Source organism: Azospirillum sp. B21 (assembly GCF_008364825.1).
GTDB lineage: Bacteria > Pseudomonadota > Alphaproteobacteria > Azospirillales > Azospirillaceae > Azospirillum.
Genome location: NZ_VTTO01000001.1, coordinates 353,999 through 378,528 on the forward strand (window position 1 = coordinate 353,999; position 24,530 = coordinate 378,528).

The 24,530-nt window shown below is 66.4% G+C and carries 28 protein-coding genes; 12 read left to right on the forward strand and 16 right to left on the reverse strand.

What is annotated here, in order from left to right; all coding sequences use genetic code 11:
• Positions 1–57 precede the first annotated feature (57 nt).
• The 4 genes from FZ983_RS01675 to FZ983_RS01690 are packed head-to-tail and all read right to left on the reverse strand — an operon-like array spanning position 58 to position 3,326.
• A complete protein-coding gene (locus tag FZ983_RS01675; protein ID WP_149221895.1) occupies positions 58–1,050 on the reverse strand; it encodes a hypothetical protein in 993 nt (330 codons plus the stop codon).
• The gene (locus tag FZ983_RS01680) at positions 1,047–1,676 is read right to left on the reverse strand and encodes a DUF6468 domain-containing protein (protein ID WP_149221896.1); all 630 of its coding nucleotides are present in this window, start codon (positions 1,674–1,676) and stop codon (positions 1,047–1,049) included. Before FZ983_RS01680 ends, FZ983_RS01675 begins: the two co-directional genes overlap by 4 nt.
• Positions 1,673–2,746, reverse strand: coding sequence for a flagellar motor switch protein FliM (fliM, locus tag FZ983_RS01685; protein ID WP_085089732.1), 1,074 nt, complete (start codon positions 2,744–2,746; stop codon positions 1,673–1,675). Before fliM ends, FZ983_RS01680 begins: the two co-directional genes overlap by 4 nt.
• 28 nt (positions 2,747–2,774) lie before the next feature.
• On the reverse strand, positions 2,775–3,326 hold the full coding sequence (locus FZ983_RS01690) for a flagellar basal body-associated FliL family protein (RefSeq protein WP_149221897.1): 552 nt from the start codon (positions 3,324–3,326) through the stop codon (positions 2,775–2,777).
• Positions 3,327–3,852: 526 nt separating this feature from the next.
• Here FZ983_RS01690 and flgF point away from each other — a divergent pair.
• Genes flgF through flgH form a run of 4 tightly spaced genes read left to right on the forward strand, consistent with a single transcriptional unit; the run spans position 3,853 to position 6,989 of the window.
• The gene (flgF, locus tag FZ983_RS01695; RefSeq protein ID WP_149221898.1) at positions 3,853–4,575 is read left to right on the forward strand and encodes a flagellar basal-body rod protein FlgF; all 723 of its coding nucleotides are present in this window, start codon (positions 3,853–3,855) and stop codon (positions 4,573–4,575) included.
• A gap of 31 nt (positions 4,576–4,606) precedes the next feature.
• A complete protein-coding gene (flgG, locus tag FZ983_RS01700; RefSeq protein WP_149221899.1) occupies positions 4,607–5,392 on the forward strand; it encodes a flagellar basal-body rod protein FlgG in 786 nt (261 codons plus the stop codon).
• 51 nt (positions 5,393–5,443) lie between these two features.
• A complete protein-coding gene (gene flgA / locus FZ983_RS01705; protein WP_149221900.1) occupies positions 5,444–6,211 on the forward strand; it encodes a flagellar basal body P-ring formation chaperone FlgA in 768 nt (255 codons plus the stop codon).
• Positions 6,212–6,224: 13 nt separating this feature from the next.
• Positions 6,225–6,989, forward strand: coding sequence for a flagellar basal body L-ring protein FlgH (flgH, locus tag FZ983_RS01710; RefSeq protein ID WP_149221901.1), 765 nt, complete (start codon positions 6,225–6,227; stop codon positions 6,987–6,989).
• 156 nt (positions 6,990–7,145) lie between these two features.
• Here flgH and FZ983_RS01715 read toward each other — a convergent pair whose 3' ends face one another.
• The 7 genes from FZ983_RS01715 to FZ983_RS01740 form a co-directional block, all read right to left on the reverse strand.
• The gene (locus tag FZ983_RS01715) at positions 7,146–7,349 is read right to left on the reverse strand and encodes a hypothetical protein (RefSeq protein WP_149221902.1); all 204 of its coding nucleotides are present in this window, start codon (positions 7,347–7,349) and stop codon (positions 7,146–7,148) included.
• Positions 7,350–7,592: 243 nt separating this feature from the next.
• Entirely contained in the window at positions 7,593–8,705 is a 1,113-nt protein-coding gene (locus FZ983_RS01720) for a linear amide C-N hydrolase (protein ID WP_149221903.1), read from the reverse strand.
• Positions 8,706–8,890: 185 nt separating this feature from the next.
• Positions 8,891–9,055, reverse strand: coding sequence for a hypothetical protein (locus FZ983_RS33945; RefSeq protein ID WP_188092224.1), 165 nt, complete (start codon positions 9,053–9,055; stop codon positions 8,891–8,893).
• 110 nt (positions 9,056–9,165) lie between these two features.
• Positions 9,166–9,306 carry a DUF1289 domain-containing protein gene (locus FZ983_RS01725; RefSeq protein ID WP_149221904.1) on the reverse strand — a complete coding sequence of 47 codons (141 nt, stop codon included), beginning with the start codon at positions 9,304–9,306 and terminating at the stop codon, positions 9,166–9,168.
• Between the two features lie 58 nt (positions 9,307–9,364).
• The gene (locus tag FZ983_RS01730) at positions 9,365–9,583 is read right to left on the reverse strand and encodes a DUF6494 family protein (RefSeq protein WP_149221905.1); all 219 of its coding nucleotides are present in this window, start codon (positions 9,581–9,583) and stop codon (positions 9,365–9,367) included.
• Positions 9,584–9,794: 211 nt separating this feature from the next.
• Complete coding sequence (gene dksA / locus FZ983_RS01735; protein WP_012974451.1) at positions 9,795–10,214, reverse strand: RNA polymerase-binding protein DksA; 420 nt, start codon at positions 10,212–10,214, stop codon at positions 9,795–9,797.
• 189 nt (positions 10,215–10,403) lie between these two features.
• A complete protein-coding gene (locus tag FZ983_RS01740) occupies positions 10,404–10,829 on the reverse strand; it encodes a flagellar assembly protein FliX (protein WP_149221906.1) in 426 nt (141 codons plus the stop codon).
• Positions 10,830–11,059: 230 nt separating this feature from the next.
• Here FZ983_RS01740 and FZ983_RS01745 point away from each other — a divergent pair, with 230 nt between their 5' ends.
• The 6 genes from FZ983_RS01745 to FZ983_RS01770 all read left to right on the forward strand — a co-directional run bounded on the left by FZ983_RS01745 (position 11,060) and on the right by FZ983_RS01770 (position 16,545).
• The gene (locus tag FZ983_RS01745) at positions 11,060–12,202 is read left to right on the forward strand and encodes a flagellar basal body P-ring protein FlgI (RefSeq protein WP_149221907.1); all 1,143 of its coding nucleotides are present in this window, start codon (positions 11,060–11,062) and stop codon (positions 12,200–12,202) included.
• Between the two features lie 5 nt (positions 12,203–12,207).
• A complete protein-coding gene (locus FZ983_RS01750) occupies positions 12,208–12,531 on the forward strand; it encodes a rod-binding protein (RefSeq protein ID WP_149221908.1) in 324 nt (107 codons plus the stop codon).
• Entirely contained in the window at positions 12,524–13,033 is a 510-nt protein-coding gene (locus FZ983_RS01755) for a flagellar basal-body protein (protein WP_149221909.1), read from the forward strand. The genes FZ983_RS01750 and FZ983_RS01755 overlap by 8 nt, the downstream gene beginning before the upstream one ends.
• A gap of 297 nt (positions 13,034–13,330) precedes the next feature.
• The gene (locus FZ983_RS01760) at positions 13,331–15,205 is read left to right on the forward strand and encodes a flagellar hook-length control protein FliK (protein ID WP_149221910.1); all 1,875 of its coding nucleotides are present in this window, start codon (positions 13,331–13,333) and stop codon (positions 15,203–15,205) included.
• Between the two features lie 62 nt (positions 15,206–15,267).
• A complete protein-coding gene (locus FZ983_RS01765; RefSeq protein ID WP_149221911.1) occupies positions 15,268–16,017 on the forward strand; it encodes a flagellar hook capping FlgD N-terminal domain-containing protein in 750 nt (249 codons plus the stop codon).
• Between the two features lie 201 nt (positions 16,018–16,218).
• Positions 16,219–16,545: a DUF1153 domain-containing protein gene (locus FZ983_RS01770; protein WP_149221912.1), complete on the forward strand. Its 327-nt coding sequence runs from the start codon at positions 16,219–16,221 to the stop codon at positions 16,543–16,545.
• A 70-nt stretch (positions 16,546–16,615) separates the two neighbouring features.
• On the opposite strand, the gene FZ983_RS01775 is transcribed toward FZ983_RS01770, so the two are convergent.
• The gene (locus FZ983_RS01775; RefSeq protein WP_149221913.1) at positions 16,616–17,227 is read right to left on the reverse strand and encodes a TetR/AcrR family transcriptional regulator; all 612 of its coding nucleotides are present in this window, start codon (positions 17,225–17,227) and stop codon (positions 16,616–16,618) included.
• Positions 17,228–17,375: 148 nt separating this feature from the next.
• Between FZ983_RS01775 and FZ983_RS01780 the strand changes: the two genes are divergently transcribed.
• The gene (locus tag FZ983_RS01780) at positions 17,376–17,819 is read left to right on the forward strand and encodes a MaoC family dehydratase (protein WP_149221914.1); all 444 of its coding nucleotides are present in this window, start codon (positions 17,376–17,378) and stop codon (positions 17,817–17,819) included.
• A 58-nt stretch (positions 17,820–17,877) separates the two neighbouring features.
• On the opposite strand, the gene FZ983_RS01785 is transcribed toward FZ983_RS01780, so the two are convergent.
• The 3 genes from FZ983_RS01785 to FZ983_RS01795 form a co-directional block, all read right to left on the reverse strand.
• Entirely contained in the window at positions 17,878–18,966 is a 1,089-nt protein-coding gene (locus FZ983_RS01785; RefSeq protein WP_149221915.1) for a TRAP transporter substrate-binding protein, read from the reverse strand.
• A 744-nt stretch (positions 18,967–19,710) separates the two neighbouring features.
• A complete protein-coding gene (locus tag FZ983_RS01790) occupies positions 19,711–20,586 on the reverse strand; it encodes an S-methyl-5'-thioadenosine phosphorylase (RefSeq protein ID WP_149221916.1) in 876 nt (291 codons plus the stop codon).
• Positions 20,587–20,672: 86 nt separating this feature from the next.
• Positions 20,673–21,389, reverse strand: coding sequence for a rhomboid family intramembrane serine protease (locus FZ983_RS01795; protein ID WP_149221917.1), 717 nt, complete (start codon positions 21,387–21,389; stop codon positions 20,673–20,675).
• A gap of 234 nt (positions 21,390–21,623) precedes the next feature.
• Between FZ983_RS01795 and FZ983_RS01800 the strand changes: the two genes are divergently transcribed.
• Positions 21,624–22,421 carry an enoyl-CoA hydratase family protein gene (locus FZ983_RS01800; RefSeq protein WP_149221918.1) on the forward strand — a complete coding sequence of 266 codons (798 nt, stop codon included), beginning with the start codon at positions 21,624–21,626 and terminating at the stop codon, positions 22,419–22,421.
• Positions 22,422–22,435: 14 nt separating this feature from the next.
• On the opposite strand, the gene FZ983_RS01805 is transcribed toward FZ983_RS01800, so the two are convergent.
• A complete protein-coding gene (locus FZ983_RS01805) occupies positions 22,436–23,914 on the reverse strand; it encodes a PAS domain-containing methyl-accepting chemotaxis protein (RefSeq protein WP_149221919.1) in 1,479 nt (492 codons plus the stop codon).
• Between the last annotated feature and the right edge of the window lie 616 nt (positions 23,915–24,530).

A 24,530-nucleotide genomic window follows, 5' to 3' on the forward strand; every position in this document is an offset into this window, starting at 1 on the left:
GGAGGGTTAGGGAGGGGGCACCGCCGCGTGACCTCGCCCGCTACGCAACAACACCCCCTACTTCGGCACCGTCACCGTCGCCGACAGCGGCACGCGCCGCTCCACCAATGCCGAGGTGACCTCCTTGGCCTTGACCGGGTCCATGGCGGCCAGGATCGGGGCGGTCTTCTGCTCCTTCATCTTCTGGATGACGCCCAGCAGAACCGGCATGTCGAGTTCCTCGAAGATGCGGGCCGCTTCCTTCGGCTTCATCGTCTCGTAGATCTTCACCAGGCTTTCCAACTGGGCGGATTGCTTCTCGTCGCCCTGGGACATCAGCTTCTGGATGTCGGCGCGGGTCTTCTCCATCTCCGCGACCTTCTGGTCGATCCGCTTCTCGGCGGCGGCCAGCAGGGCTTCGCGCTGCTCCATCTCCTTGGTGCGGCGCTCGATCTCGGCACGGCGGTCGGCGAAATGCTGAAGCAGTTCCTGGTTGTTGATCGGGCCGAGCGGGACCGGAGGAGCGTTGGCAGCCGGTGCATTTGGCTGGCCGCTCGACCCGCCGGGAGCCGGCGGGGCTTCCTTGCCGGCGGGCTTGTTGGTGGCGGCGGGGGCCTGGGCAGGAGCTTGGGCGACGGTCAGGGCGGGAGGGGTCGCCGGGAGAGAGCTTTGCGGCCCTTGGGCGAGGCTGACCGGGAAGTCCGGCAGGCGGGCGTCATGGGTGGCGAGGCGCCACAGATCGCCGACCCGAACCCCCAGCATCATCACCGCGACGAAGATGGTCAGCGGCAGCAGGCGGAAGCGGAAACCGCGCAGCCGCGCCCGCAGCCGCTCGGTCAACGGCACGCGCGGCGTCGCAGGCTTGCGCGGCTTGCCCTTGGCCTTGCCCTTCTTCGCCGGCACCTTGCCCGCGGCGGGACGCACAGCCGGCAGTTGCGCCTGCTGGGCCGCCGCGAGGGTGGCAGAGGTGCGGACGCCGGTCGGCGCGGCACCGGCGGGGCGGATCACGACCTTCTGTTCCTGGGATGCCCCCGCCGCGGCGGGCTTGCCGTCACTGGTGCGCATGGTCATCCGAGCCCCTTACCGGCATTCTCGATCGCCTGCAGAAGTTCGCGTTCGGCCCGCGACAGGCTCTCGCCATCACGGGTGATGGGATCGCGTGCCTCGGCCGGCGGTTCGGCGCGGGCGGCGGCGCGCCGCGGCGGCGCGTCCAGCCGGGCCGGCGGCGGTGCGTGGTCGTCGTGGTCGTGATCATCCTCGACCGGCAGACTGCGCAGCGCCGGGCGCGGCGCCACCATCGGCGTCTTGGCCGGGATGCGCGAGGCCAGCGCCGGCGCCACGGCGTTGGAGCGCCCGCCATCGCGCCGGCCACCGTCACGGTCACCGACGCTGCCCAGGCGGTTGGCCAGCGCGTCGGCCGCCTCGATCATGAATTCCAACTCGTCGCGCAGGGTCTGCGCCTTGTTGACGGTGCGCTGAAGATCCTCGCCGGTGTCGCTGGCCGCCTTCTTCAGCGTGCGCACGCCGGTCTCCGCCCGCGCCATCGCGTCGTTCAGGCCCTGGATCAGTTCGGCCATCTCGCCGCGGCTCTCGCGCAGCGCGATGATCTGCCGGTTCAGGATGATCGCATAGGCGATGGTCGCGGCCAGCAGGCCGACCATCACGACGTCGATGATGATGGAGATCAGCGGACTCATAACCTCATGACCTCCTGCTTGGGCAGTTCCTTTTCCAGGCGGACGGCGATGTGCCCGCCCTTGCGCCCCATCCGCCCCTGGAACATCGAGACGTCGCCGCAGCGCAGCTCGATGGCGCCGTCGGGGGTGGCGTTCAGCAGGATGCGGGTGCCGACGCGCCAGTTCAGCACGTCGTGCAGCGTCATCGTCACCTCGTCCAGCACGGCCGACAGGTCGACGTCCGTCACCATCAGCTCGGACGCCAAGTGGGTTTCCCAGATCGAGTCACGGCCGAACTTTTCGCCCATGAACATCTGGAGCAGCAGTTCGCGCACCGGCTCCAGCGTCGCGTAGGGGATCATCAACTCCAGCCGGCCGCCGCGATCCTCCATGTCGATGCGCAGCTTGACCAACACCGCCGCGTTGGCGGGCCGCGCGATCGTGGCGAAGCGCGGGTTGGTCTCCAGCCGGTCGAAGCGGAAGGTGACGGGCGACAGCGGATCGAAGGCGGCGGACAGGTCGGACAGCACCACATGGACCATGCGTTCCACGAGGTTGCGTTCGATGGTGGTGTAGGGACGCCCCTCGATGCGCATCGCCGCCGTGCCGCGCCGGCCGCCCAGCAGCACGTCGACGATGGAATAGATCAGCGCGGAATCGACGACCATCAGGCCGTAGTTGTCCCACTCCTCCGCCTTGAAGACCGACAGCATCGCCGGCAACGGAATGGAGTTCAGGTAATCGCCGAAACGGACCGAGGAAATCTGGTCGAGGCTGACCTCGACGTTGTCGGAAGTGAAGTTGCGAAGCGAGGTGGACATCATGCGGACGAGGCGGTCGAAGACCACCTCCAGCATGGGCAGGCGTTCGTAGTTGACCAGCGCCGAATTGACCAGCGCCATGATGCCGGAGTTGTCGCCGTCGCCGGCACCACCCTGGTCGAAGCCCAGCAGGCTGTCGATCTCGTCCTGGTTCAGGACGCGGGTCGACCCGCCGCCGCCCATGTCGCCGACATCGCCGCTGTCCTCGGCCAATGCCGCCCATTCGGCGGCAAGCCGTTCTTCCTCGCTCAGTTCACCGGTGTCGCTCATCGGTCCACATCCCCACCTGACCGGGCCCTCACTGGACCAGCATTTCCTTGAACAGCACGTCCTTCACCTTCACCGGATAGGCGGCGGCGGTGATGCGCAGAAGCAGTTCCTGGCGCAGCCGGTACATGCCGGCCGAGCCGCGCAAATCCTCCAGCCGCAATTCGCGCAGATAGACCTGGAAGTTGTCGATGATGCGCGGCAGCACATGTTCCACCGCACCGACATCCTCCGGCTTCGACAGCTGGATGGAGATCTTGATCTTCAGGAAAGCCGGACGCTTGTTGCCGGTGTTCAGGTTCACCAGCATGTCCGGCAGGTCGTAGAAGACCGGGGCCGCATGCGGATCGGGCTTGCCGGGCTCGGCCTTGTGTTCACCTTCCGCCGCGGCATGCTCACCCTCCGCCGCCTGTTCCTCCTTGCCCAGCAGGCCGTCGAGCAGGCCGGAGAAATAGACGCCCGCACCGGCGCCGATCAGCAGGACCAGGGGAAGGACGACGAACAGAACCAGCTTCTTGCCGCTGAACTTCTTCCGCGGCAGGCCATCGGTCGAAAGTTCGCCTGCGTCGGTTTCGGCAGCCATGACATCCTGGATCGTTCGAGGTGCGCAACAGGCACAGGCATCCGCCCGCCCTACCGTCTGTCCATGCCAAAGCTACTTTTGGGATAGTTAATAACTCCTTTCGAGTGGCTGATGGGACACCCCGGACGAGCAGGTTTCACCCTGTTGTGGCCGTTTCGGCACGGTTCTTGATTGGGCCTGCCCGGCAGTCCGCCACCGCCCGGCCGTACAAGGCCGGACCACGCCCGGACTCCGCCCCTGGCCGCCCGCTGTCCCCCTCAGGGTCGCGGAGCTGCCGTCCATCGCCCTGCCGCACCAGCCGTGCGGCGGGAACGGGAGAGTCTTGCCCGGCAGAACCCGGCAAGGAACGCCCATACCCCGGCAGATTCTGCCCGGCATCCCCTGCCCCACGCGGCGGGACCGCCACCGCCTTGCCCGGATTCAGCGGCTCAGAGGGGTTCGGCGAAGTTGGCACGGCGCCTGCAATACCCCTTTCGCCGGTCGGACGCTGTCGCCCGATCCGTTCGCAAGGTGAAGAGGCCGCAAGATGGAAAATTCGATCTACGTCGCCCTGTCGCACCAGATGGCCCTGCGGCGCCAGCTGGACGTGACCTCGAACAACATCGCGAACGTCAACACGACCGGCTACAAGAACCAGCGGATGCTGTTCACGGAGTTCCTGGAACGGCCCGGTCTGCACGAGAAGGTCAGCTTCGTCCAGGACCGCGCGGTGGTGCGTGACCTGTCCAACGGCGCCATGACCCAGACCGGCAATCCGCTGGATCTGGCGCTGACCGGCCAGGGTTACTTCACCGTCGATACCGCCAGTGGCCCCCGCTACACCCGCGCCGGCAATTTCCGCCTGAACGACCAGCGCCAGCTGGTGGATGCCGGCGGCCTGCCCGTCCTGGCCAACAACGGCCAGCCCATCACCATCCCGGCCGGCACCAGCGACGTGAAGGTCAGCGGCGACGGCACCGTCGCAACCGAGTTGGGCCCGGTCGGCAAGCTGAACATCGTCACCTTCAAGAACGAGCAGCTGATGACCGAAGTCGGCAGCGGCCTGTACGTCAGCGACGAGCAGCCCGAGCCCGCCCCGGTCGAGACCAAAGTGGCACAGGGATTGCTTGAAGGTTCGAACGTGAAGCCAGTGGTCGAGATGACGCAGATGATCGAGCTCCAGCGCCAGTACATGTCCGCACAGAAGATGATGGACAACGAACACGAGCGCGTCCGCACGATGCTTCAGCGGCTGGGCCGCAGCGTCTGAACCAGACCGAAGACGAGAGGAGAAGACCACCATGCGCAGCCTCGCCATCGGCGCCACCGGCATGATCGCCCAGCAGCTCAACGTCGAGACGATCTCCAACAACATCGCCAACTCGACCACCACCGGCTACAAGAAGCAGCGGGCGGAATTCCAGGACCTGCTGTACCAGAATTTCCGCCGCATCGGTTCGACCTCGTCGGATGCCGGCACCATCGTGCCGACCGGCGTGCAGGTGGGTGCCGGCGTGCGCGTCGCCGCCGTGGCCCGCGTGCTGGAACAGGGCAACCTGAACATCACCGACAACAAGCTGGACGTGGCGATCAACGGGTCGGGTTACTTCCAGGTGACGCTGCCCAGCGGCGACACCGCCTACACCCGCGCCGGCAACTTCAAGCTGTCGCCGGAAGGCATGATCGTCACCGCCGACGGCTATCCGATCCAGCCGAACATCACCATCCCGAACAACGCGGTGGACATCTCCATCAACTCGTCGGGCGAGGTGCTGATCAAGCTGGACGGCCAGACCGCCACGCAGAATGTCGGCCAGCTCCAGCTCGCCACCTTCGCCAACGCCGCCGGCCTGGAAGCCACCGGCGACAACCTGTTCATGGAATCCGGCGCCTCCGGCCAGGCGGTGACCGGCAACCCCGGCGCCCCCGGCTTCGGCCGCGTCACCCAGGGTGCCCTGGAGACCTCCAACGTCAACGTCGTGCAGGAGATCACCACCCTGATCACCGCACAGCGCGCGTACGAGATGAACTCCAAGGTCATCAAGACCACCGACGAGATGATGCAGCAGGCCAGCCAGATGAAGTAACGCCGGCACCGCCGGCGCCTCGCCTCAGCCTCGAATTCGGGAACCACCGCCATGATCCGCCACCTCGCCACCCGCCGCCTGCCCGCCCTGATCCTCGGCGCCGCCCTGCTGACCGCCCCGGTCGCGGCGATGGCCGCCACGGTTCCGGGCGCGGGCGTGACGGCACCGGTTCCGGATGTCGTCTACGGCATGCCGCATGTCGAGGCGGTGCTGTCGGAGGCGCTCTCGCGGGTCGTCACCGTCGGCCGGCTCCAGATGGAGTTGGACAACCGCGCGGTGGAGATGCGGGCGCCCCAGGGCGCCGGCGGGCTGGCGGTGGAAAACCTCTATTACAGCCCGGTCCAGGGCCGCTTCGCCGCCGAGATCGTGGTGACGGGCAGCCAGGTCCGCCTGCCGGTGTCGGGCCGGGCCTTCGGCGTGGTGCAGATCCCGGTGCTGTCGCGCCGCGTCATCCCCGGCGACGTCATCGGTCCGGGCGACATCGACTGGCAGGACGTGCGCGCCGACCAGACCACCAGCGACACCGCCGCCACCGACGCCCAGCTGATCGGCATGACGCCCCGGCGCGGCGTGTCCACCAACCAGCCCGTCCGCCTGCGCGACCTGCAATCGCCGCGCATGATCGACAAGGGATCCCTGGTCACCATCACCCTGTCGACGCCGACGATGACGCTGACCACCCAGGGCAAGGCCCTGCAGGACGGTGGCAAGGGCGAGGTCATCCGCGTCGTGAACACCCAATCAAACCGGATCGTCGAAGCGACGGTCGCAGGCCCCAACGTCGTCGCCGTGGCAAAGCCCGGCACCATCGCGCAGTGAGGAGAAAGCTCCAATGTCCGCCACCAAGACCGCCCGCCTGATCCGCTTCGCGATGATCGCCGCCGCCGCCACCTCGCTGACCGCCTGCGGTGCCGCCTCGCGCATCGCGGACATCGGCAAGGCGCCGGAACTGTCCACCATCCAGGACCCGCAGGCCAAGCCCGGCTACCAGCCGGTCAGCCTGCCGATGCCGACCCCGCTGCCGACGGAGCGCAACCCGAACTCGCTGTGGCGGAACGGCTCGAAGGCCTTCTTCAAGGACCAGCGCGCCAACAAGGTGGGCGACATCCTCACCATCAACATCTCGATCGACGACAGCGCCAAAGTCGCCAACTCCAGCAAGCGGTCGCGCGCCAATTCCGAGGATGCCGGCATGCCGAGCCTGTTCGGGCTGGAAGGCGCCACCCTCAGCCGCGTCCTGCCGGCCGGCGCCTCCGCCGCCAATCTGGTGGACCTGACCAGCAACAGCTCGAACGACGGCAAGGGCTCGGTCGACCGCAACGAGCAGATCGACCTGAAGGTCGCGGCTCTGGTGACGCAATCCCTGCCCAACGGCAATCTCGTCATCCAGGGCCGTCAGGAAGTCCGAGTGAATTTCGAGGTCCGCGACCTGCAGATCCACGGCGTGATCCGCCCCGAGGACATCACCGCCCAGAACACCATCAGCTACGAGAAGATCGCGGAGGCCCGTATCTCCTACGGCGGCCGCGGCCAGATCAGCGACGTCCAGCAGCCGCGCTACGGCCAGCAGCTGTACGACATCATCATGCCGTTCTGACGATTGTCCGCGGAGTGGTGGCGGGGATGGGGCATGGGCGCTTCGCTCATGCACATCCCCGCCTGATGGGAAATTGCTGCCGCCCGGTGGGTTGTGCCGGGCCGATGTTGCCGGGCGCAGGAGATGCCTGCGGTCGGCGGCCGGCCGGGCCGTCGCTCATCGCCTCCGCCGCGGGCCGGCCAGCACGTAGCGGCAAGCGAGCCCCAGCAGCCAGGGCGCGACGGCCATCAGCGCGACCGAAAGGGCGTTCCACCTTTGCCCGCTCTCCAGCTCGGTCGCCAGAAGCGCCGCGAAGATCAGGATCAGAACGGCGATCCCGCAACCGGCCCAATAGAGAACATTGCCGAGGCGAGCGATCATGTCGATGCACGGGGCTTGTTGACGCAGGCGGACAGGATACCGCACCGGCTTTGAAATCCAACCCGAGCGACAGCCACGGAGAACGGAACGGAGAAGCGGATCGGATCGTGCCGCAGGAAGCCGCGACGGCCCAACGTGCCGTCGGCAGCGTTCCTGCGTTGCGAAGACCGACGGCGCCGCCTGCCGCTTCACCGTCGGCCGACGTGCCCTGTACTCGGCTATGCGGATTGACGCCTGACGGGGTCAGAGCGGCAGCCGGTTGTGTACATCCGTCGGAATGGCGATCCGCCGACCGTGATTGGCATCGAATTGCAAGGTCTTCAGATCCAGGCTCCAGGGAACCTGCGACGCGGCCATGCGGATGGTGATGACGCGGTTGGTCAGGTCCTTCACCACCGCCCACTGGGTATGGTCGAACTTTTCCTCCCGCTTGGGTTTATCGCCGGGCACCTCCCTGTAGGCGCGCACCACACCCTTGGTGGTGTGAACGGCGTTCAGCAGATGGAAGGCAAGGTTATGCGCGTCGGCTGCGTTCTTGGGTCGCTCAGCGAACTCTTTCAGAAGCGCGGTGCGGACAAAACGGCTGGGTGCCGTGGCATCGCCGGGAAGGCCGATCAATCCCGTGCCTGGGCTGGGAGCGCGCACGGTAAAGTCCCCGATGCGCCTCTCCTCGATATGATCTTGGGTGAGGTTGATGTAGGTCGCAAGATTGGTCAGGTGCCAGGAAAACGTCGGCAGGTTGGTCAATACCTTCACCGGGTTGTCGCTGATGACCGCCTTGCCGTCAATGAACTCGATGACGATGCTCTTGCCTTCGGCGTCATGAACCGCGAAATGCAGCGGAGCACTTTCAGTAAGCGGAGGATTATCGGTGACGTGGACCTTATGACTCTCCAGGAGCTCCCGGACCTCGGCAACAGTGGCGCAATGCCCCAGCATCCAGTCGACGAAGGTACCGCAAACGACGTTCGTCGCTTTGAGGTCGGCTTCTTGGAATTTCGTTCCGGTCAGCCAGAGTGCACCGACGGACAGACCCTGGCTGTTCATGCCGTCAGCACAGAGCGGGTAGCCTTTGACGGTCATGCCGACATATCCGTATTTCGGCACCAGATCAAATCGCCTTTCAATCCACTCCATCGCCGTGTCGATTTCCGCTCCGAACAGCTTGCGGGCGAGCCATTTGAACGTCGAGCCGCCCGGTTGGCTGGACAGATAATCGGATACAAAGCTGGCCACGATGGCAGCCTTGCCCGGCGCATGCACGATCAGGTCGCTTATCAGATCGTCTTCAAAATCCATGCTTCGACCGTTCACACATGTTTGGTCCTTCGCCACGACCATAAAATCCGTACACATGGTTGTATGTTTCCTTTAAATGCGTCTTAGAAGGAGAAATTATCTACAATCATATAAACTTCAAGGTGATTTTCCGGCGCGATGCGCCCGCTTCGATAAGAACCGGCGCAGCCCGGACAGGGAACGGCCCGGCCCCTTATCCGGGAGCCGGGCCGCCGCATGGTCGGTTCGTCGCCGCTTACCGCTTACTGATAACCGCCTTCGCGGGCGCGGTCCTTGGCGGCTTCCTCCTGGGCTTTCTCGGTGCGGCTGTCGATCTTGCCGCCTTCGGTCTTGCCGGTATCGCCTGCGGGCTTCTGCAGGTCGTCGCGCTGGGCGTCGGTTTGCTGCTTGTCTCGTTGATCGGCCATATTGGTGCTCCTCGGTCGCTTATCGATCGGCGATGAGGAGGAAACAGCACAGGCACCGGAACGTCGCGACCATTCGGTGACGCGGCCGGCGGAGGCGGCAGGTGCCGATTTCAGCCGGTCGGCGGATCGGTGTCGCGGTCGGTGTCGGCGCGGTCCAGGGCGGCGTTGATCTGGTCCAGCGTGCGGCCGCAGCCGGTGCAGATCTCGCCGTCGATGGCACACATGCCCAGGCAATCGGAATCGTCGCTCATGGACGTGGAGCTTCCTTGACAGTTGGCGGCCGGCACGCAGCAGTTCCCCCCCGACGCCTCACTCCGGCGATTGTTCCAGCGACAGGTCGCCGGTGACTTCGTGCGTCAGGCCGATGCCGTCGACGGTCAGGACCACGCGGACGGGCAGCGTCGTCACCCCGTCCAACCGGCCGTCCGCCAGTGCGCGGCCGACGGCCAGTTCGATTTCCCGCTGGGAGGTCACGCCGACCTGCTTCAGGAACTTGCGCAGGTCGAGGTTGAAGGTCTCGTTGTCCATGGATCGTCCCCCGGAGTCGGAACCGCAGTTTGCCCTGCCGTTCCGAACCCAGGAGAGCTGGCTTTGGTTCCGCCCGACCGTGCGCACATGCCAAAGGCACCGGTCGGGACGGCCGATGCCTTTGTCGGAACTGCGTGACGACAGTGGCGGCAACGCAGGGCTTCGCCACCGGCGACCGGGACCGGCGGCTATCCCCTGCGGCCACGCGACGTCAGTCGTCGCGCTGGGTCCGTTCCATCCGCTCGTGCCGTTCCTGGGCTTCCAGGCTCAGCGTCGCGATCGGGCGGGCATCCAGCCGGCGGACGGAGATGGGGTCGCCCGTCTCCTCGCAATAGCCGTAGCTGCCGTCGACGAGGCGCTCAAGCGCCGCGTCGATCTTGGAGATCAGCTTGCGTTCGCGGTCACGGGTGCGCAGTTCCAGCGCGCGGTCGGTCTCCGCCGAAGCGCGGTCGGCGATATCCGGTTCCTGGATACCGCCTTCCTGGAGGCTGTTCAGCGTGCCGGTGGATTCCGCCAGCAGTTCCGCGCGCCAGCGCAGCAGCTTCTGGCGGAAATACTCCCGCATGATCGGGTTCATGAACTCCTCGTCTTCCGACGGGGAATAGTTCTGGGGCAGAAGCGGCGACGTCATCCGAAAGCATCCAGCGAAAAAGGGGTGATCCGGGCGGCGCGGAGTATAGGCACGCCACGTCAGGACCGCAACCCTATGGTTCGCCCCCGCAACGACCAAACAAGCCCTTGGAATAAAAAAGATTTGTGACCGTGGCGAATCCGCCGCCCCAACCCGTGCGCGCGGGGCGGCCGGATGGACACCGACATGTCAGGAGGTGAGCTTCGCCAGTTCCACCTGCGCGCGCAGGTCGATCTCGTCGAGGATCTCGGCCAGACCGGGATCGTCGACCTGGGCGCGGCGCGATTGGACCACCTTGGCGAGATCCACCAGCTTCTGGACCGACAGGGTGCCGGAGAGCAGCCCGTGCTGGATTTCCTCCAGCCGGTCAAGCATCTCTTCCGCCCGCATCTTGCCACGCGACGCACGCGCGGTGGCGTCGTCGGTCGCATCGACCTCCTGGATGGCGAGAACGCCCGCAATCCCGGCCGTCGCGGCGGTGCCGCTGACCCCGTGGGCGGAGCCGGTCTCTCCCACCAGCTGCTTGGAGAACGCGGCGCCGGACGAGCCTTCGGCCTTGCCGGTGCGGCGGACCGAACCACCGCCGCGTATATTTCCGGTGCCTTCGACTTTCATGATCCGTGCAACCGTTTGCAGTAAAGGATGCGTAAACGCGCGCACTGTAGATGGATCAACCTTAACATCCGGTCAAGGCTTGCCGCAATTGGGCAAAAATTGCCGGGCGGCTGTGACCGAAACGCGTCATATCGCGGGCGTTTTTCAGGTCAACGACCGAAAGCCGCCGTTTGCCGCGTCTGGCATGGCGTTTGTATAGGACCGGGCACGAGTTCAGGAGTGTCCGCGTCATGATCCCCACCACCCTTCGCCTTCTGCGCCGCCGCACCGTTCTGGTCGTGCTGACCGCCCTGTTGGCGTTCGGTGTCCAGGCGGCACCGGCTTTTGCCGCGTCCGCCCGTATCAAGGACATCGTCGATGTGGAGGGTGTGCGCGACAACATGCTGATCGGCTATGGGCTGGTGGTCGGCCTGAACGGCACCGGCGACAGCCTGAACAACTCGCCCTTCACCGAGCAGAGCCTGACCGGCATGCTGGAGCGGATGGGCGTCAACACCCGCGGCACCAACCTGCGCACCAAGAACGTCGCGGCGGTGATGGTGACGGCGACGCTGGGCGCCTATGCGGCGCAGGGCACACGCATCGACGTCACCGTGTCGGCGATGGGCGACGCCAAGAGCCTGCTGGGCGGCACCCTGCTGGTCACCCCGATGATCGGCGCCGACGGCGAGGTCTATGCCGTGGCGCAGGGACCGATCGCGGTGTCGGGCTTCACTGCCCAGGGCCAGGGGGCCAGTGTGACGCGCGGCGTGCCGACCTCCGGCCGCATCTCCTCCGGCGCCATCGTCGAGCGGGAAATCCAGTTCTCGCTGGCAGAGCTGCCGGTCCTGCGCCTCAGCTTGCGCAATCCCGACTTCACCACCGCCCAGCGTGTGGCGACCGCCATCAACATCCAGCTGCGCGGCAACCGGGCCCAGGCGACCGACCCGTCCTCCGTCCTCATCAACGTGCCGGAGACGCGGCGCGGCGACGTGGTGGGGCTGGTGACGGAGATCGAGCAGCTGCGCATCACCCCCGATCAGGTCGCCCGCGTGGTGGTGGACGAGAAGTCCGGCGTCATCGTGATGGGGGAGAATGTCCGCATTTCCACCGTCGCCATCGCCCAGGGCAACCTGACCATCCGCATCACCGAGACCCCGCAGGTCAGCCAGCCGGGCCCCTTCAGCCAGGGCCAGACCGCGGTGGTGCCGCGCACCGACATCCAGGTCGACGACCAGTCCAACAACCGCCTCGCCGTGATGAATGCCGGGGTGACGCTGCAGGAGTTGGTACAATCCTTGAATGCGCTTGGCGTAGGGCCGCGTGACATGATCGCCATTCTCCAGTCGATCAAGGCCGCCGGAGCCCTGCAAGCCGAGATCGAGGTGATCTGATGTCCATGAGCTCCGCCCTTTCCGCCGGTTTCGGCGTGCGCACCCAGGCAAGGATTTCCGATCTGGAGGCTAAGGCCGACCCGGCAAAGCTTGCCCAGCTGCGCAAGTCCGCCAACGAGTTCGAGAGCCAGTTCATCTCGCAGATGCTGGGCCCGATGTTCGAGGGAATCGGCACCGACGAGACCTTCGGCGGCGGGCGCGGCGAGGAGATGTTCCGCCCGATGCTGATCGAGCAGTTCGGCAAGCAGATCACCCAGCGCGGCGGCTTCGGCATCGCCAATCAGGTCTACGGAGAGCTTCTTCGCGCCCAGGAGGCCAGCCATGGATAAGGTCGACGTCCGTTTCCCCCAGCAGTCCAAGCCGGCCGCCAACCTGCCGAAGAACGCACAGGAGCGCGCGGTGGCCCTGGTCGAGCTGATGGGCCGCCTGACCGCCCTGCTGGAGCGCGAGGCCGCCGCCGTCCGCGCCCGCCGCCCGGCGAAGGAACTGGCCCAGATCGTCAGGGACAAGCAGCCGATGACGCTGGTCTATGAGGAGATCAGCCGCCTGCTGCGCGTCGACCGCGAGGGGCTGATCGGCCTGGCGCCGGAGATGAAAACGGCGCTGAAGGATGCGACCGCCAGGCTCTATGCCGCCACCGCCGACAACGCCGAGGCCCTGCGCATCGGCGGCGAGGCCCAGAAGGTGATGGTCGATACCGTGGTCACCGTGATCACCCGCCAGCAGAAGGCGCCCGCGACCGCCTATGCCGCGCACATGGGGGGCGGCCGCGGCTATTCCCCGCCACCGAGCGGCCCGCGCACCTCGGCGGCGCTCAACACCCGGCTCTGAGCGACACTCGCCGATAGCCTTCATCCGTGACTGCCGAGACGTTTCGGACGGCCGCCTCCCGATCGGAGGCGGCCTTTTTCTTTGCCGGGATCGGTGAGCCGGCATCGGCAAGGCGCCGCGGCAAGAAAGACCCCGCATGGGGACGTTTTTGCCGGTAGCGGCCATGTCATGAGGCGGGAACTGCCGCCCTACCCCTCCCGGGCACCCCGGCGGAGCCCGTCCGACGTTTGGCCCGCCCGTTGCATTGATCCCGCCGCATCGCCGTCGGTGCGCTCCGCCGTCCTGAGAGGCCGTTCCATGGATATCCAATCGAACAACAACGCCGCATCCTTGTTCGACGGTCTCGGCCAGTCCCAGCAGACACAGGGAACGCAGGGGGCGGGGGCGAAGAACGACCTGTTTTCCAAGATGATGGACCGCATGCTGGCCGACGCCGCCGCGCGGAAGCGCGAGCAGGCCGCCGATGCCGCCCGCGACTCCGCCAACGAGGCGAAGGAAGCCCGCGACGCCCGCGCGGCCGACGCGCAGCGCAAGGCACCCGTGCGGGCCGAGCCGAAGCCCGAGCTCGGTCGCGACACCAGGGCCCAGGCCGCGCGCCGGAACGATGCGGATGCCGAGCCCGCCCGGACGCAGGAACCGAAGGCCGCCAAGACGGACGGCGACCGCGAGGTCCAGGCCGGTCAGGACGACCGCAAGCCGGTCAAGAGCGACAAGCCGAAGGATGCCGCCAAGGCCGGTGGCGCCGAGGCCAAAACCTCGAAGTCTGATGCGGCGAAGTCCGATGCTGCAAAGTCCGGCACGGAAACCGCCGGCACCGATCAGGCACAGGCGGGCGATGGGACGGATGCGGCGGTTGCGGACGCCGAGACAGCACAGACGGACATCGACGCGGCAATGGCCGAGGGGGGCGGGACCGGAGACGCGCCCACCGAGGATGCCGGGGCGGAAGAGCAGATCGCCGACCAGCCCCTGACCGTCACCGCGGAAGCGGAGTTGCAGCAGCCGGTCCCGCAGCCGAGTGACCTGATCCTCGCCGGATTGACGGCGCCCGGCCAGTCCGCCGCCGGTGCGGACAGCGATGCGGCGGTTGCGGCAGCTGGTGCGGTTGCCGGTGGCGCAACGGCAGGTACGGTCGATCCTGCCGCGCAGCTTGCCGCCCAACTTGCTCAGGCTCAGGCCACGGCCGGCACCCCGGGTGCGGCGCAGGCCGGTGCGGATGCCGCGGCAAAGAACGCCGCCGATGCGCTGGCCGTGGACGGAGACGGCACCCGGCAGGCCCAGGCCGCGGCCTTGACCGGGGTCGATGGCGGCCCCCAAAGCGGCGAAGACGCGGCGGAGGCTCTGCCGGACGATGACGCCGCCCTGCCCGACCGCTTCGCCGATCTGCTCGCCGCCGCCAAGGCGAAGTCCGGCGAGGCCAAACAGGGGGGCAAACAGACCGGCGCCGACGGCGGCAGCCGCAACGATTCCCAATCCCAGGCCATGCCGCAGCCGGCAGCAGTCGCTCCGGCGGTTCCGCCGGTCGCGGAAACGGTTGCAGCGTCGACCGCCGCCAAGGCGGCCGGAGCGCTGGAGGGGCTCGAGGGCGCAGGTGCCATCGCGGGCTCGGCCCATGCCGCTGGGGGCGTCCACACCCATCCGGCGCTGGCCGCAATGGAGGGGATGCACGGCAGCATTCCCGGCATCGACCAGCCGCAGGCGACCGCGACGCTGCGCCCGTCGCGCGGTAGCGCCGGCATGCCGATGGGCGTCCATGACCAGATCGCCGTCCACATCAAGAAGCAGGTCGCCGACGAGGTCGACCAGTTCACCATCAACCTGCACCCGGCGGAACTGGGACGGATCGACATCAAGCTGGACATCGGCGCCGACGGCCGGGTCAGCGCGATGGTCGCGGTGGAAAGAGCCCAGACTCTCGAACTTCTGCAGCGCGACAGCCGCGGACTGGAACGCGCCTTGCAAGAGGCTGGACTGCAGACGGACTCCAACAGCCTGAACTTCAGCCTGCGCGGCGAAGGCAACCCCTTCGGCAATGACGGTCGGGGCGACGGCAAGGGGAACGGAGCGGGCCGGCGCGGCCGCGGCCTCGACGGAAGCGGCGACCAGGACGCGTCCGACACCGCCGTCTATACCGCGACGCTCGGCAACGGACGTCTCGACATCCGCGCCTGACCCCGGCGGCACGCCCGCCGCACTCAAGACACCGGCCGCAAGAGCCACGAAGGACGACCGCCATGACCACGACCAACGCCACCACCACCCCGACCGTGAACAAGTACGGCACCTATTCGGGCGGCTTGTCGACCGGGTCGAAGACGGCGGCCGAGACGGCCAAGACCCCGCAGACCGACGCCGACAAGACGGCGTCGGCCACCAAAGGCCTGGGCGACAATTTCCAGACGTTCCTCACCATGCTGACCACGCAGATGAAGAACCAGGACCCGCTGAAGCCGCTCGACACCAACGACATGACCAAACAGCTGGTCGATTTCGCCAACGTCGAACAGAACATCGGCACCAACAGCCGCCTGGACAAGCTGGTGCAGCTGCAGTCCGCCGGCACCGCCTCCACCAACCTGGCCTATCTCGGCCGCACGGTCGCCTTCGAGGGCGACAGCTTCCAGTACACCCAGGGCATGACCCAAACCCCGCTGGGCTACGAATTGGCGACCTCCGCCAAGTCGGTGCGTGTCGACATCCTGGATGCCAACGGCAACATCGTCCGCTCCATGAAGGGCGAAACCAGCGCCGGGACCAAGCATGCGGTCAACTGGGACTTCAAGGACAACAACGGCCGCGCCGTTCAGCCGGGCGCCTACCGGATGAACGTCGCCCCGGTGGCCGAGAACAAGGACGATATCATCAAGGCGACCACCTACACCTTCGGCACCGTCGCCGGCATCGGCAACAACAAGGAAGGCGAGACCGTGCTGAACATCGGCGCCAGCGAAGTCCCGCTCTCCAAGCTGACCATGGTTTACTGACCGGCGTCATTGCCGGGAATTTCAGATAGGGCGGCCGGCCACCTCCGGCCGCCGGACGAGCGCGTCGCCCCTGCTGTCCATTCGGGTTAGGGGATAACCCGCGATAAAAAGTTAACTCTATCGTTTAGGCATTTGTTAAGTGCCGGCGCCTAAAGTACCCCGAAATCGTGGAATCCACAGTTTGGGTTGGAGCGTCCGCGCATGGCACTCATAGAACTCGACACCGCCGACGACTCTGCGGCCGGTGCATCGGTCATTGGTCCTGAGGGGCGTCCCATGACCGAAAACGACCTTCCCCCGCCCGACACCAAGCGTTGGGTGATGCGCCGCAAGGCGGAAGTGGTCGCCGGCGTCCGATCGGGCCTGATCAGCCTGGAGGAAGCCTGTCGCCGCTATACCCTGTCGGTGGAGGAATTCCTGTCCTGGCAGCGGCTGATCGACAGCCACGGCATGCGTGGCCTGCGCGCCACCCGCCTTCAGGACTACCGTCCCGGCCAGCCTGTCCGCGACCGGATCGGCGCCGACTGACGCATTGGGCAGAATTGAAGAAGCGCCGCAGGTCAAACCTGCGGCGCTTTTTGTGTTTCAGGTCGGTCGGTTAGGTTGGGGGATCGTCAGCCGATGACCCTCCACCACAAGCCCCGTCGATCAGCGCCGCCGCCGCACTTGCCACCGCCCCGTTGCCCGGGCCCAGATCCAGCGCGCGGCCGGCGGCGTAGGCACCTTCCATCAGCAATTGCAGTTGCCCGGTCAGCCGGTCCGGATCGTCCGCGCCGGCGGCGGCGGCCAACGCGCGCAGGCGGTCGCGGACCATGCGCTTGTGGGCCAGCGCGAGCGCGTGGGCGGGGTTGGCCGGGTCGCGCAGTTCGGCGGCAGCGGTGGTGAAAGGACAGCCCTGGAATTTGGGATGGTCGATCCAGTGGCCGAGCGCCACGAACAGCGCCTTCATCTGCGCCCGTGGATCGCCGGGATGGCGGGCGGTCACCCGGTCCCACCACGCCCCATGCTGGGCGATGTTGCGCTCCAGATAGGCGCAGACCAGGTCGTCTTTGGACGCGAAATTGCGGTACAGGCTCATCTTCGCGACGCCGGATTTGGCGATGATCGTGTCGATGCCGACCGCGCGGATGCCCTCGCGGTAGAACAGTTCCGCCGCCGTATCGAGAATCCGTTCCCGCGCCGGCTTCCTGACCGTTACCGCTTCTGCCATCCGACCCCACCCGTTCAGGACGGCCCCGCCGCAAGCTTGGCCGTTGACAATGATACAGACCTGTCTCTACCATCGCCCGGAAGAGACAGGTCTGTATCATAGCCGGCCGAACCGGCCCTGACCACCACAACGAACGGAGTTCCGGGGGATGCGCTATTTCGAGGATATCACGGTGGGCGACCGCTTCACCGGCGGGCCGCTGATGGTCGAGACGGCGGAGATCGTCGCCTATGCCGAGAAGTTCGACCCCCAACCCTTCCACCTGAACCCAGAGACGGCGAAGGACACGCTGTTCCGCGGGCTGGCGGCGAGCGGCTGGCACACCGCCGGGATGACGATGCGCATGATCGTGGGCAGCAACGCGGAGTTGGCCGGCGGCTATATCGGCATGGGCGTCGACCAGATCGGCTGGCCCCGCCCGACCCGTCCCGGCGACGTGCTGCGCATCGAGATGGAGGTGCTGGAGGCCCGGCGCTCCGTCAAGCGCCCCGACCAGGGCGTGCTGCGGGTGAAGACCACCACCTTCAACCAGAATGACGAGGTGGTGCAGACCATGATCGCCAACCTGCTGGCGCCCGGACGCCCGGCCTGAACAGGAAAAAGCCCCCGCGACCGGGCGGGTCGCGGGGGCCTTGTTCTTCATATTGCCGTCAGCGCTTCAGGCCGGCGGTGAAGGCGAAGTTGTCGAAGGAGTTCTCGGCCACCCGGAACCACAGATACTCGTCGTCGCGGAACTTCTTCCACGGCTCGTAGATCTTGGCGAACTTCGGGTTGGTCTTCGCCGTCTCGTCATACAGCTCGGTGGCGGACTTGTAGCAGGCCTCCATCACGTCGCGCGGGAAGGGGCGCAGCTGGGCGCCGCCGCCGACCAGACGCTTCAGCGCCGCCGGGTTCTCGGCGTCGTACTTGGCGGCCATGGTCACGTTGGCTTCGAAGCAGGCGGCCTCCAGAACGGCCTTGTACTGCTTGGGCAGCTGTTCCCACTGCTGCTTGTTGACCAGCAGCGAGACGTTCAGCCCGCCTTCCCACCAGCCCGGATAGTAGTAGTACTTGGCGACCTTGTTGAAGCCGAGCTTCTCGTCGTCGTACGGGCCGATCCACTCGGCGGCGTCGATGGTGCCCTTTTCCAGCGACGGATAGATGTCGCCGCCGGCGATCTGCTGCGGCACGACGCCCAGCTTGGACAGAACCTGGCCGGCGAAGCCGCCGATGCGGAACTTCAGCCCCTTCAGATCCTCGACGGTCTTGATTTCCTTGCGGAACCAGCCGCCCATCTGCACGCCGGTGTTGCCGGCCGGGAAGTTCACGACGCCGTAGCCGTCGAAGAACTCGCGCAGCAGCGGCATGCCGCCGCCATTGTAGATCCAGGCGTTCTGCTGACGGGCATTCAGGCCGAACGGCACCGTCGCGTCGAAGGTGAAGGTCGGGTCCTTGCCGACATAGTAGTAGCTGGCGGTGTGGCCGCATTCGACCGTGCCGTTCTGCACGGCGTCCAGCACCTGCAGGCCGGGGACGATTTCACCGGCGGCGAAGGGGCGGATGGTGAACTTGCCGTCGGTCGCCGCGGCGACGCGGGCGGCGATGGTGTCGGCACCGCCGTAGATGGTGTCCAGGCTCTTGGGGAAGCTGGACGCCAGACGCCAATGGATTTCCGGCTGGGACTGCGCGATGGCGGGAGCCGCCAGCGTGCTGGCGGCGACGCCGACGCCGGCCGAGGTCAGGAAGGAACGGCGCTTCATGAACGTTTCCTCATCGTTATGGCCATGACGCCCATTGCGTGAAGGCGTCTTTTGCCGAGCAGCAGACACTATGGTGCCTGAACAATCCTAGAAATCGCAGCGGCTTTCCGGCAATTCGTCAAAATGCATGGCTTCCATTCCGGATTTATTCCATCGCGTGGAAAATACAGCGCGAGCGCAGGACTGTACCGGCGCCGACATCCCGTCGCCGCCCCGGAGATTTTCAAAGCACTGCATCGCAGGACCATGCGAAGACCGGCGTCTGCTCCTGGAAGCATCCATCAGCCGCATCGATCAACCGCGGAACCGTCTTGCCACCACCAGAATGGTTACGTGTACCGATGATATATTCGACGTCCGGTAAGGTACACACCCCTACTTTCGTTCAGGGGCCAATCTTGCCTGCGGCGTCACAGTCCCATGCCGTGGGCAAGCGCTTCGCGCACACATAAAAGCGAGCGCAAGACACGACATACAACTTTCAGCTTCCGACTGGCGGGGATGCTTGGCATGTTTGCGCCGCGGTCGGGGCGGTGGAACGGCCACCGCCCGCGCCGCACTGACGGAGGGCAAGAGGATGAACCAAATCCTCACTCTCCTGATCCTGCTGTTGCAGTTGCTCAAGCTGGTGCTTGAGTATCTGAACCGCTGATCGGGTCGGCGTACCGGGGATTGGGCCTCGGTACGCCTTCCCCGAAAATAATGCGTTTTCACGCCGTCGGCAACGGTTCACCCCGCCACGATTCACCCCAAGGCGCGCTTCACGATCAGCGACAGCTTTTCCAGCATCGCCGGGTCGCGGTGGGACGGAGCGGTCATGATCGCATTGTCGAGCGCCGTGTGGCACCCCTGGGCGCAGGGGCCGTCGCGATGCGCCACTTTGGGCGCCAAGGCCGACACCAGCGAGCGCGCCTTGCCAGCATTGGCGACCACCACCTTGATCACCGCATCGACCGAAACATGGTCGTGACCCTCGTGCCAGCAGTCGTAATCGGTGACCATGGCGACGGTCGCGTAGCACATCTCCGCCTCGCGGGCGAGCTTGGCCTCCGGCATGTTGGTCATGCCGATCACGTCGCAGCCCCAGCTGCGGTACAGGTTCGATTCGGCGACGGTGGAGAATTGCGGCCCCTCCATCACCATATAGGTGCCGCGCCGCTGGTGGGGGATGTCCAGTTCGGCCAGCGCCTGCTCGATCAGGTCGCCCAGCCGGCCGCAGACCGGATGGCCCAGCGCCACATGGGCGACCAGCCCACTGCCGAAGAAGCTCTTGTCGCGGGCGAAGGTGCGGTCGATGAACTGGTCGATCACCACGAAGGTGCCCGGCGGCAGATGCTCCTTCAGCGAACCGACGGCGGAGACCGACAGGATGTCGGTCACGCCCAGCTGCTTCAGCGCGTGGATGTTGGCGCGGAAATTCAGGTCCGACGGCGGAATCCGGTGGCCGCGGCCATGGCGCGGCAGGAAGACCAGCTTGCGGCCCTCGAACTCGCCGGTCAGCAGCTCGTCGGACGGGTCGCCGAAGGGCGTCGTCACCTTGACCCAGCGGGTGTTCTCCAAACCATCGATGTAGTGAAGGCCGCTGCCGCCGATCACGCCCAGAACCGCGTCGTTCCCCATGGTCCACTCTCTCCCGCTGACGATGGCGCGAGTATTTCGGGCAGGGGGACGGATTGCAACCGCCCTGGAGACAATACCGGACGCCGCTACCCGACGGTTGCCGGCCGCCGGGGTCCGGCCAGACATAGCAGCAGCGCCCCCAGCAGCAACCCGGCGGCCAGTCCGCCGGCATGGGCGCCCCATCCGACTTCCGCCAGCGGAGAGCCGGCGGGCGGCGGCATCAGCGTCATCGCCGCGTTGAGCAGCGCGAACACCACGATCGCTCCCTGCACCAGCCGCCGGGGAAGGCGCCGCGACAGCAGCCCGAAGCGCGGGCGCATCCACAGGAAGGCACCCATCAGCGCGCAGATCGCCCCGCTCGCCCCGATCAGCGGCGCCATCCGGTCGGCCGCCAGCAGCCCCTCGGTCAATGCGGCCGCCACGGTGCCGGCGAAGAACAGCAGCAGAAAGCGCAGATGCCCGGCCTCGCGCTCCACCACGTCGCCCAACAGCAAAAGCACCGCCATGTTGGAGGTCAGATGCGTCAGGTCGCCATGGATCAGCACATGTCCGAACAGCCCGCGCCATAAGGCCGCGGTGGGCAGCGGCCCGGCCAGTTCGACCGTTCCGAAGAAATAGGCGGGGACGAAGGCGAAGGACTCCGGCGGAAGCCTCAGCACGAAAGCAAGGACGCACGCCAGGATGATGGTGCGGTTGGCATAGGGAGGAACCGCCACGGCGATGACCGGCCGTTTCCCGCCACCCCCGCCCCGCCCCTGCCGATCCCCCTGCCGATCCCCCTGCCGATCCAGAGCCAGCGCCATCCCCCGCCTCCGCCCGTCGGTCACGCCATGCCGGCCCGCCAAGCGCTGCCGCGGCGATCGGCCTCACCCCAATGTAGGAAGGGGTATTGTGGAAGAACAGGCGCTTTCCGCGAAATCCGGCTCCTTCCTATACCGGTCGTACGGATTGGAGCGGTGCCCTCCCGCTGTCACAGTGGTTCTACCATCCGGCGAGGATCCCTCCGCCGGACAAGGACAACCGGGGAAGAAACGACCATGAACGAACGTCAGGATACCGGCAGCATGACGGTGGAACGCCAGGGCCGCGTCATGGTGCTGACCATGAGCGACGCCGGCACCCGCAACGCGCTCGGCCTGCGGATGATGGCCGCCGGCCGCGATGCGCTGGACGAGGCAACGCATGATCCCAACATCGGCGCCATCGTGCTGACGGGGGCCGGCGGTGCCTTCAGTTCGGGCGGGCACCTGACCAATCTCTATCACCACGGCAGCCGCTCGCGGTCGGAGAACCGGGATGGGATCGAGCGTTTCCACGGCTGGGTCCGCGCCATGCGCGAATGCCCGAAGCCGATCGTCGCCGCGGTGGAAGGGCCGGCCGCCGGCGCCGGTTTCTCGCTGGCGCTGGCCTGCGACCTGATCGTCGCGGCGGAGGACGCGCAGTTCCTGACCGCCTATGTCAAGGTCGGGCTGACGGCGGATGGTGGCGCCTCGGCCTCGCTGGCCCGCGCGCTGCCGCCGCAGTTTTATGCCGAACTGATGCTGACCGGCGGCCCGGTGGATGCCGCCCGCCTGCATGCGGCCGGCGTCGTCAACCGCGTCACGGCGCCGGGACAGGCGCTGCCGGAGGCGGTCGCCTGGGCAAAGACCATCGCCGAGGGCCCGAGCGGCGCCATGGGTCGCGCCAAGAAGCTGATGGAACTGGCCTATGGCAGCTTCGCCACCCAGCTCGCCCGCGAAAGCGACCTGTTCGTGGAGGCCCTGCACCATGGCGAAGCGAAGGAGGGCATCACCGCCTTCTTCGAAAAGCGCCCGCCGGCTTTCCACAAGCGCTGATCCGGCCGAGGTCGTCAGCGGACCAGGACGTGCGCCGCCTCCTTGGTCCGTTCGACCGCTCCGGCCACCTGATTGACCGCCGTGGAGATTGCCGTGACGTTGGAGGTCACCGTCGCCACGGCGGCCGATGCAGTCTGCATGTTGGCCGACATGTTCTGAGTGACGGCGCTCTGCTCCTCGACCGCCGAGGCGGTGCCGGTCACATGCTCCCGCACGACGGCCACCGCCTCGCGGATGGCGTTCAGCGCACTGGCGACCTCGGTCGAGGTCGACTGGATGCCCTCGATCTCCGCCGAGATCTGCTCCGTCGCCTTACCGGCCTGATTGGCGAGGTTCTTCACCTCCGACGCCACGACGGCGAAGCCCTTGCCGGCCTCTCCGGCGCGTGCCGCTTCGATGGTGGCGTTCAGCGCAAGCAGGTTGATCTGGCCGGCGATGGAGTTGATCAGCCCGACGATGCCGTTCATCGCCTGGGCGGCGGCGGCCAGCCGATCGGTGCTTTCCCCCACCGCGACGGTGCGGTCGAAGGCGCCGTCGGTCGCGGCGCGGGCGCGGGCCATGCTTTGCGAAATCTCGCCGATCGAGGCGACGAGTTCCTCCGCGCTGGCGGCCACCGCCTGGACGCTGGCGGACGTCGAACCGGCGGCGGCGTTGGCGGAGCCCGCCTCGCCCAGCGACAGGCGAAGCGCCTGATCGACCTCGCCGAAATTCTTGTCGATCAACACCTTGAGATTGTTCAGGAGGGCCACCTGGGCGGTGATGTCCACTGCGAACTTCACGATTTTCGTCACCTGACCCTTCTCGTCGAAGATCGGATTGTAGGCGCCTTCGATCCACACCGGATTGCCGGACTTGCCGATGCGCTTGTATTGCGCGGCCTGGAATTCGCCACGGCGAAGCGTATCCCAGAAGCGGGCATAGTCGGCGCTGTCGCGCTGGGCCGGTTCGACGAACATGCTGTGATGCTTGCCGATCACCTCATCCCGGCGATAGCCCATCACCCTCAGGAAATTGTCGTTGGCCTTGGTGATGGTGCCGTCCGTGGTGAACTCGATCACCGCCTGCGACCGGCTGATCGCCGCCATCTGCGCGGCATAGTCGAGATTCTCCAGCCGCTCCTTGGCGTCGGCCCATTCGACGACGAAGCCGATGCGCTGCCCGTCTTCCGTCAGCGGGGTGACCAACAGGTCGAACTGATGGCCGCCGACCTTGATGGTGGCGCTGTACGGCTTCGTCAGGGTGGCCAGCAACCGGCGCTGGTGGTCGGGATTCTTGTGGAACACGTCGATGTTGCTGCCAACCAGACGACTCACGTCCAACCGGGGCAAATCCTTGCGCAGATCGCTCTCCGCTTCGCGCAGCATCGAGACCACGGCGGGATTGACGTGAACGATCGTCAGATCCTCGTCGGCCACCATCACCCTCGCCCGCAGGGCGTCGAGCGCCGACATCTTCCACGCCAACGCCCGATTGATCTTTCCCCGTCCGAACATTGCCCGCACCCCACCTCAGTCCATATATCCGGGGCTGATGATACCTAAACGTGGAGTGGGTTCTATTGGGGAAACTCCGGCATACGTCGCTTTTCCGAAAAGATCACAAACCACTGATTTGTCAGAATTCCATATTTCTTAATTGAGAACACCCGTCATCGCGACACACCCTGATGGAGGACTGTCGTCGCAAACGGATTTCAGCACAACGAAACTATATTACTTGTGAGCGGTGTTTCATTGCATTGACCGGCAACGCAGCCACGCGACACCCCGCTTCAATTGGCACAAGCACAGGGTCCACATGGTGTCGCCGGGCCGGCAGGGATGTGTCTCGGCCGGCGATCCAAGGAGGTGACGCGAGTGAAGAAGTTCCTGGAGTGGCTCGACCGCTTCTGGTTCAAGTGGAAGATCGAGTTCCAAGCCAGCTTCGACAAGGACCGTGATAGCTAAGGGCCGACGGGCGGGGCCGGGCAACCGACTCCGCCTTCAGGATGGAAACTCGCGTCACCTCCTGCACACAACGTTGTGGAGTTCAACGAGGCAGAAAGACGGCACGATGCCACCCGCCGGATTGCGGCAGCGACGACGCACACCATTGCAAGGAGATTTACCC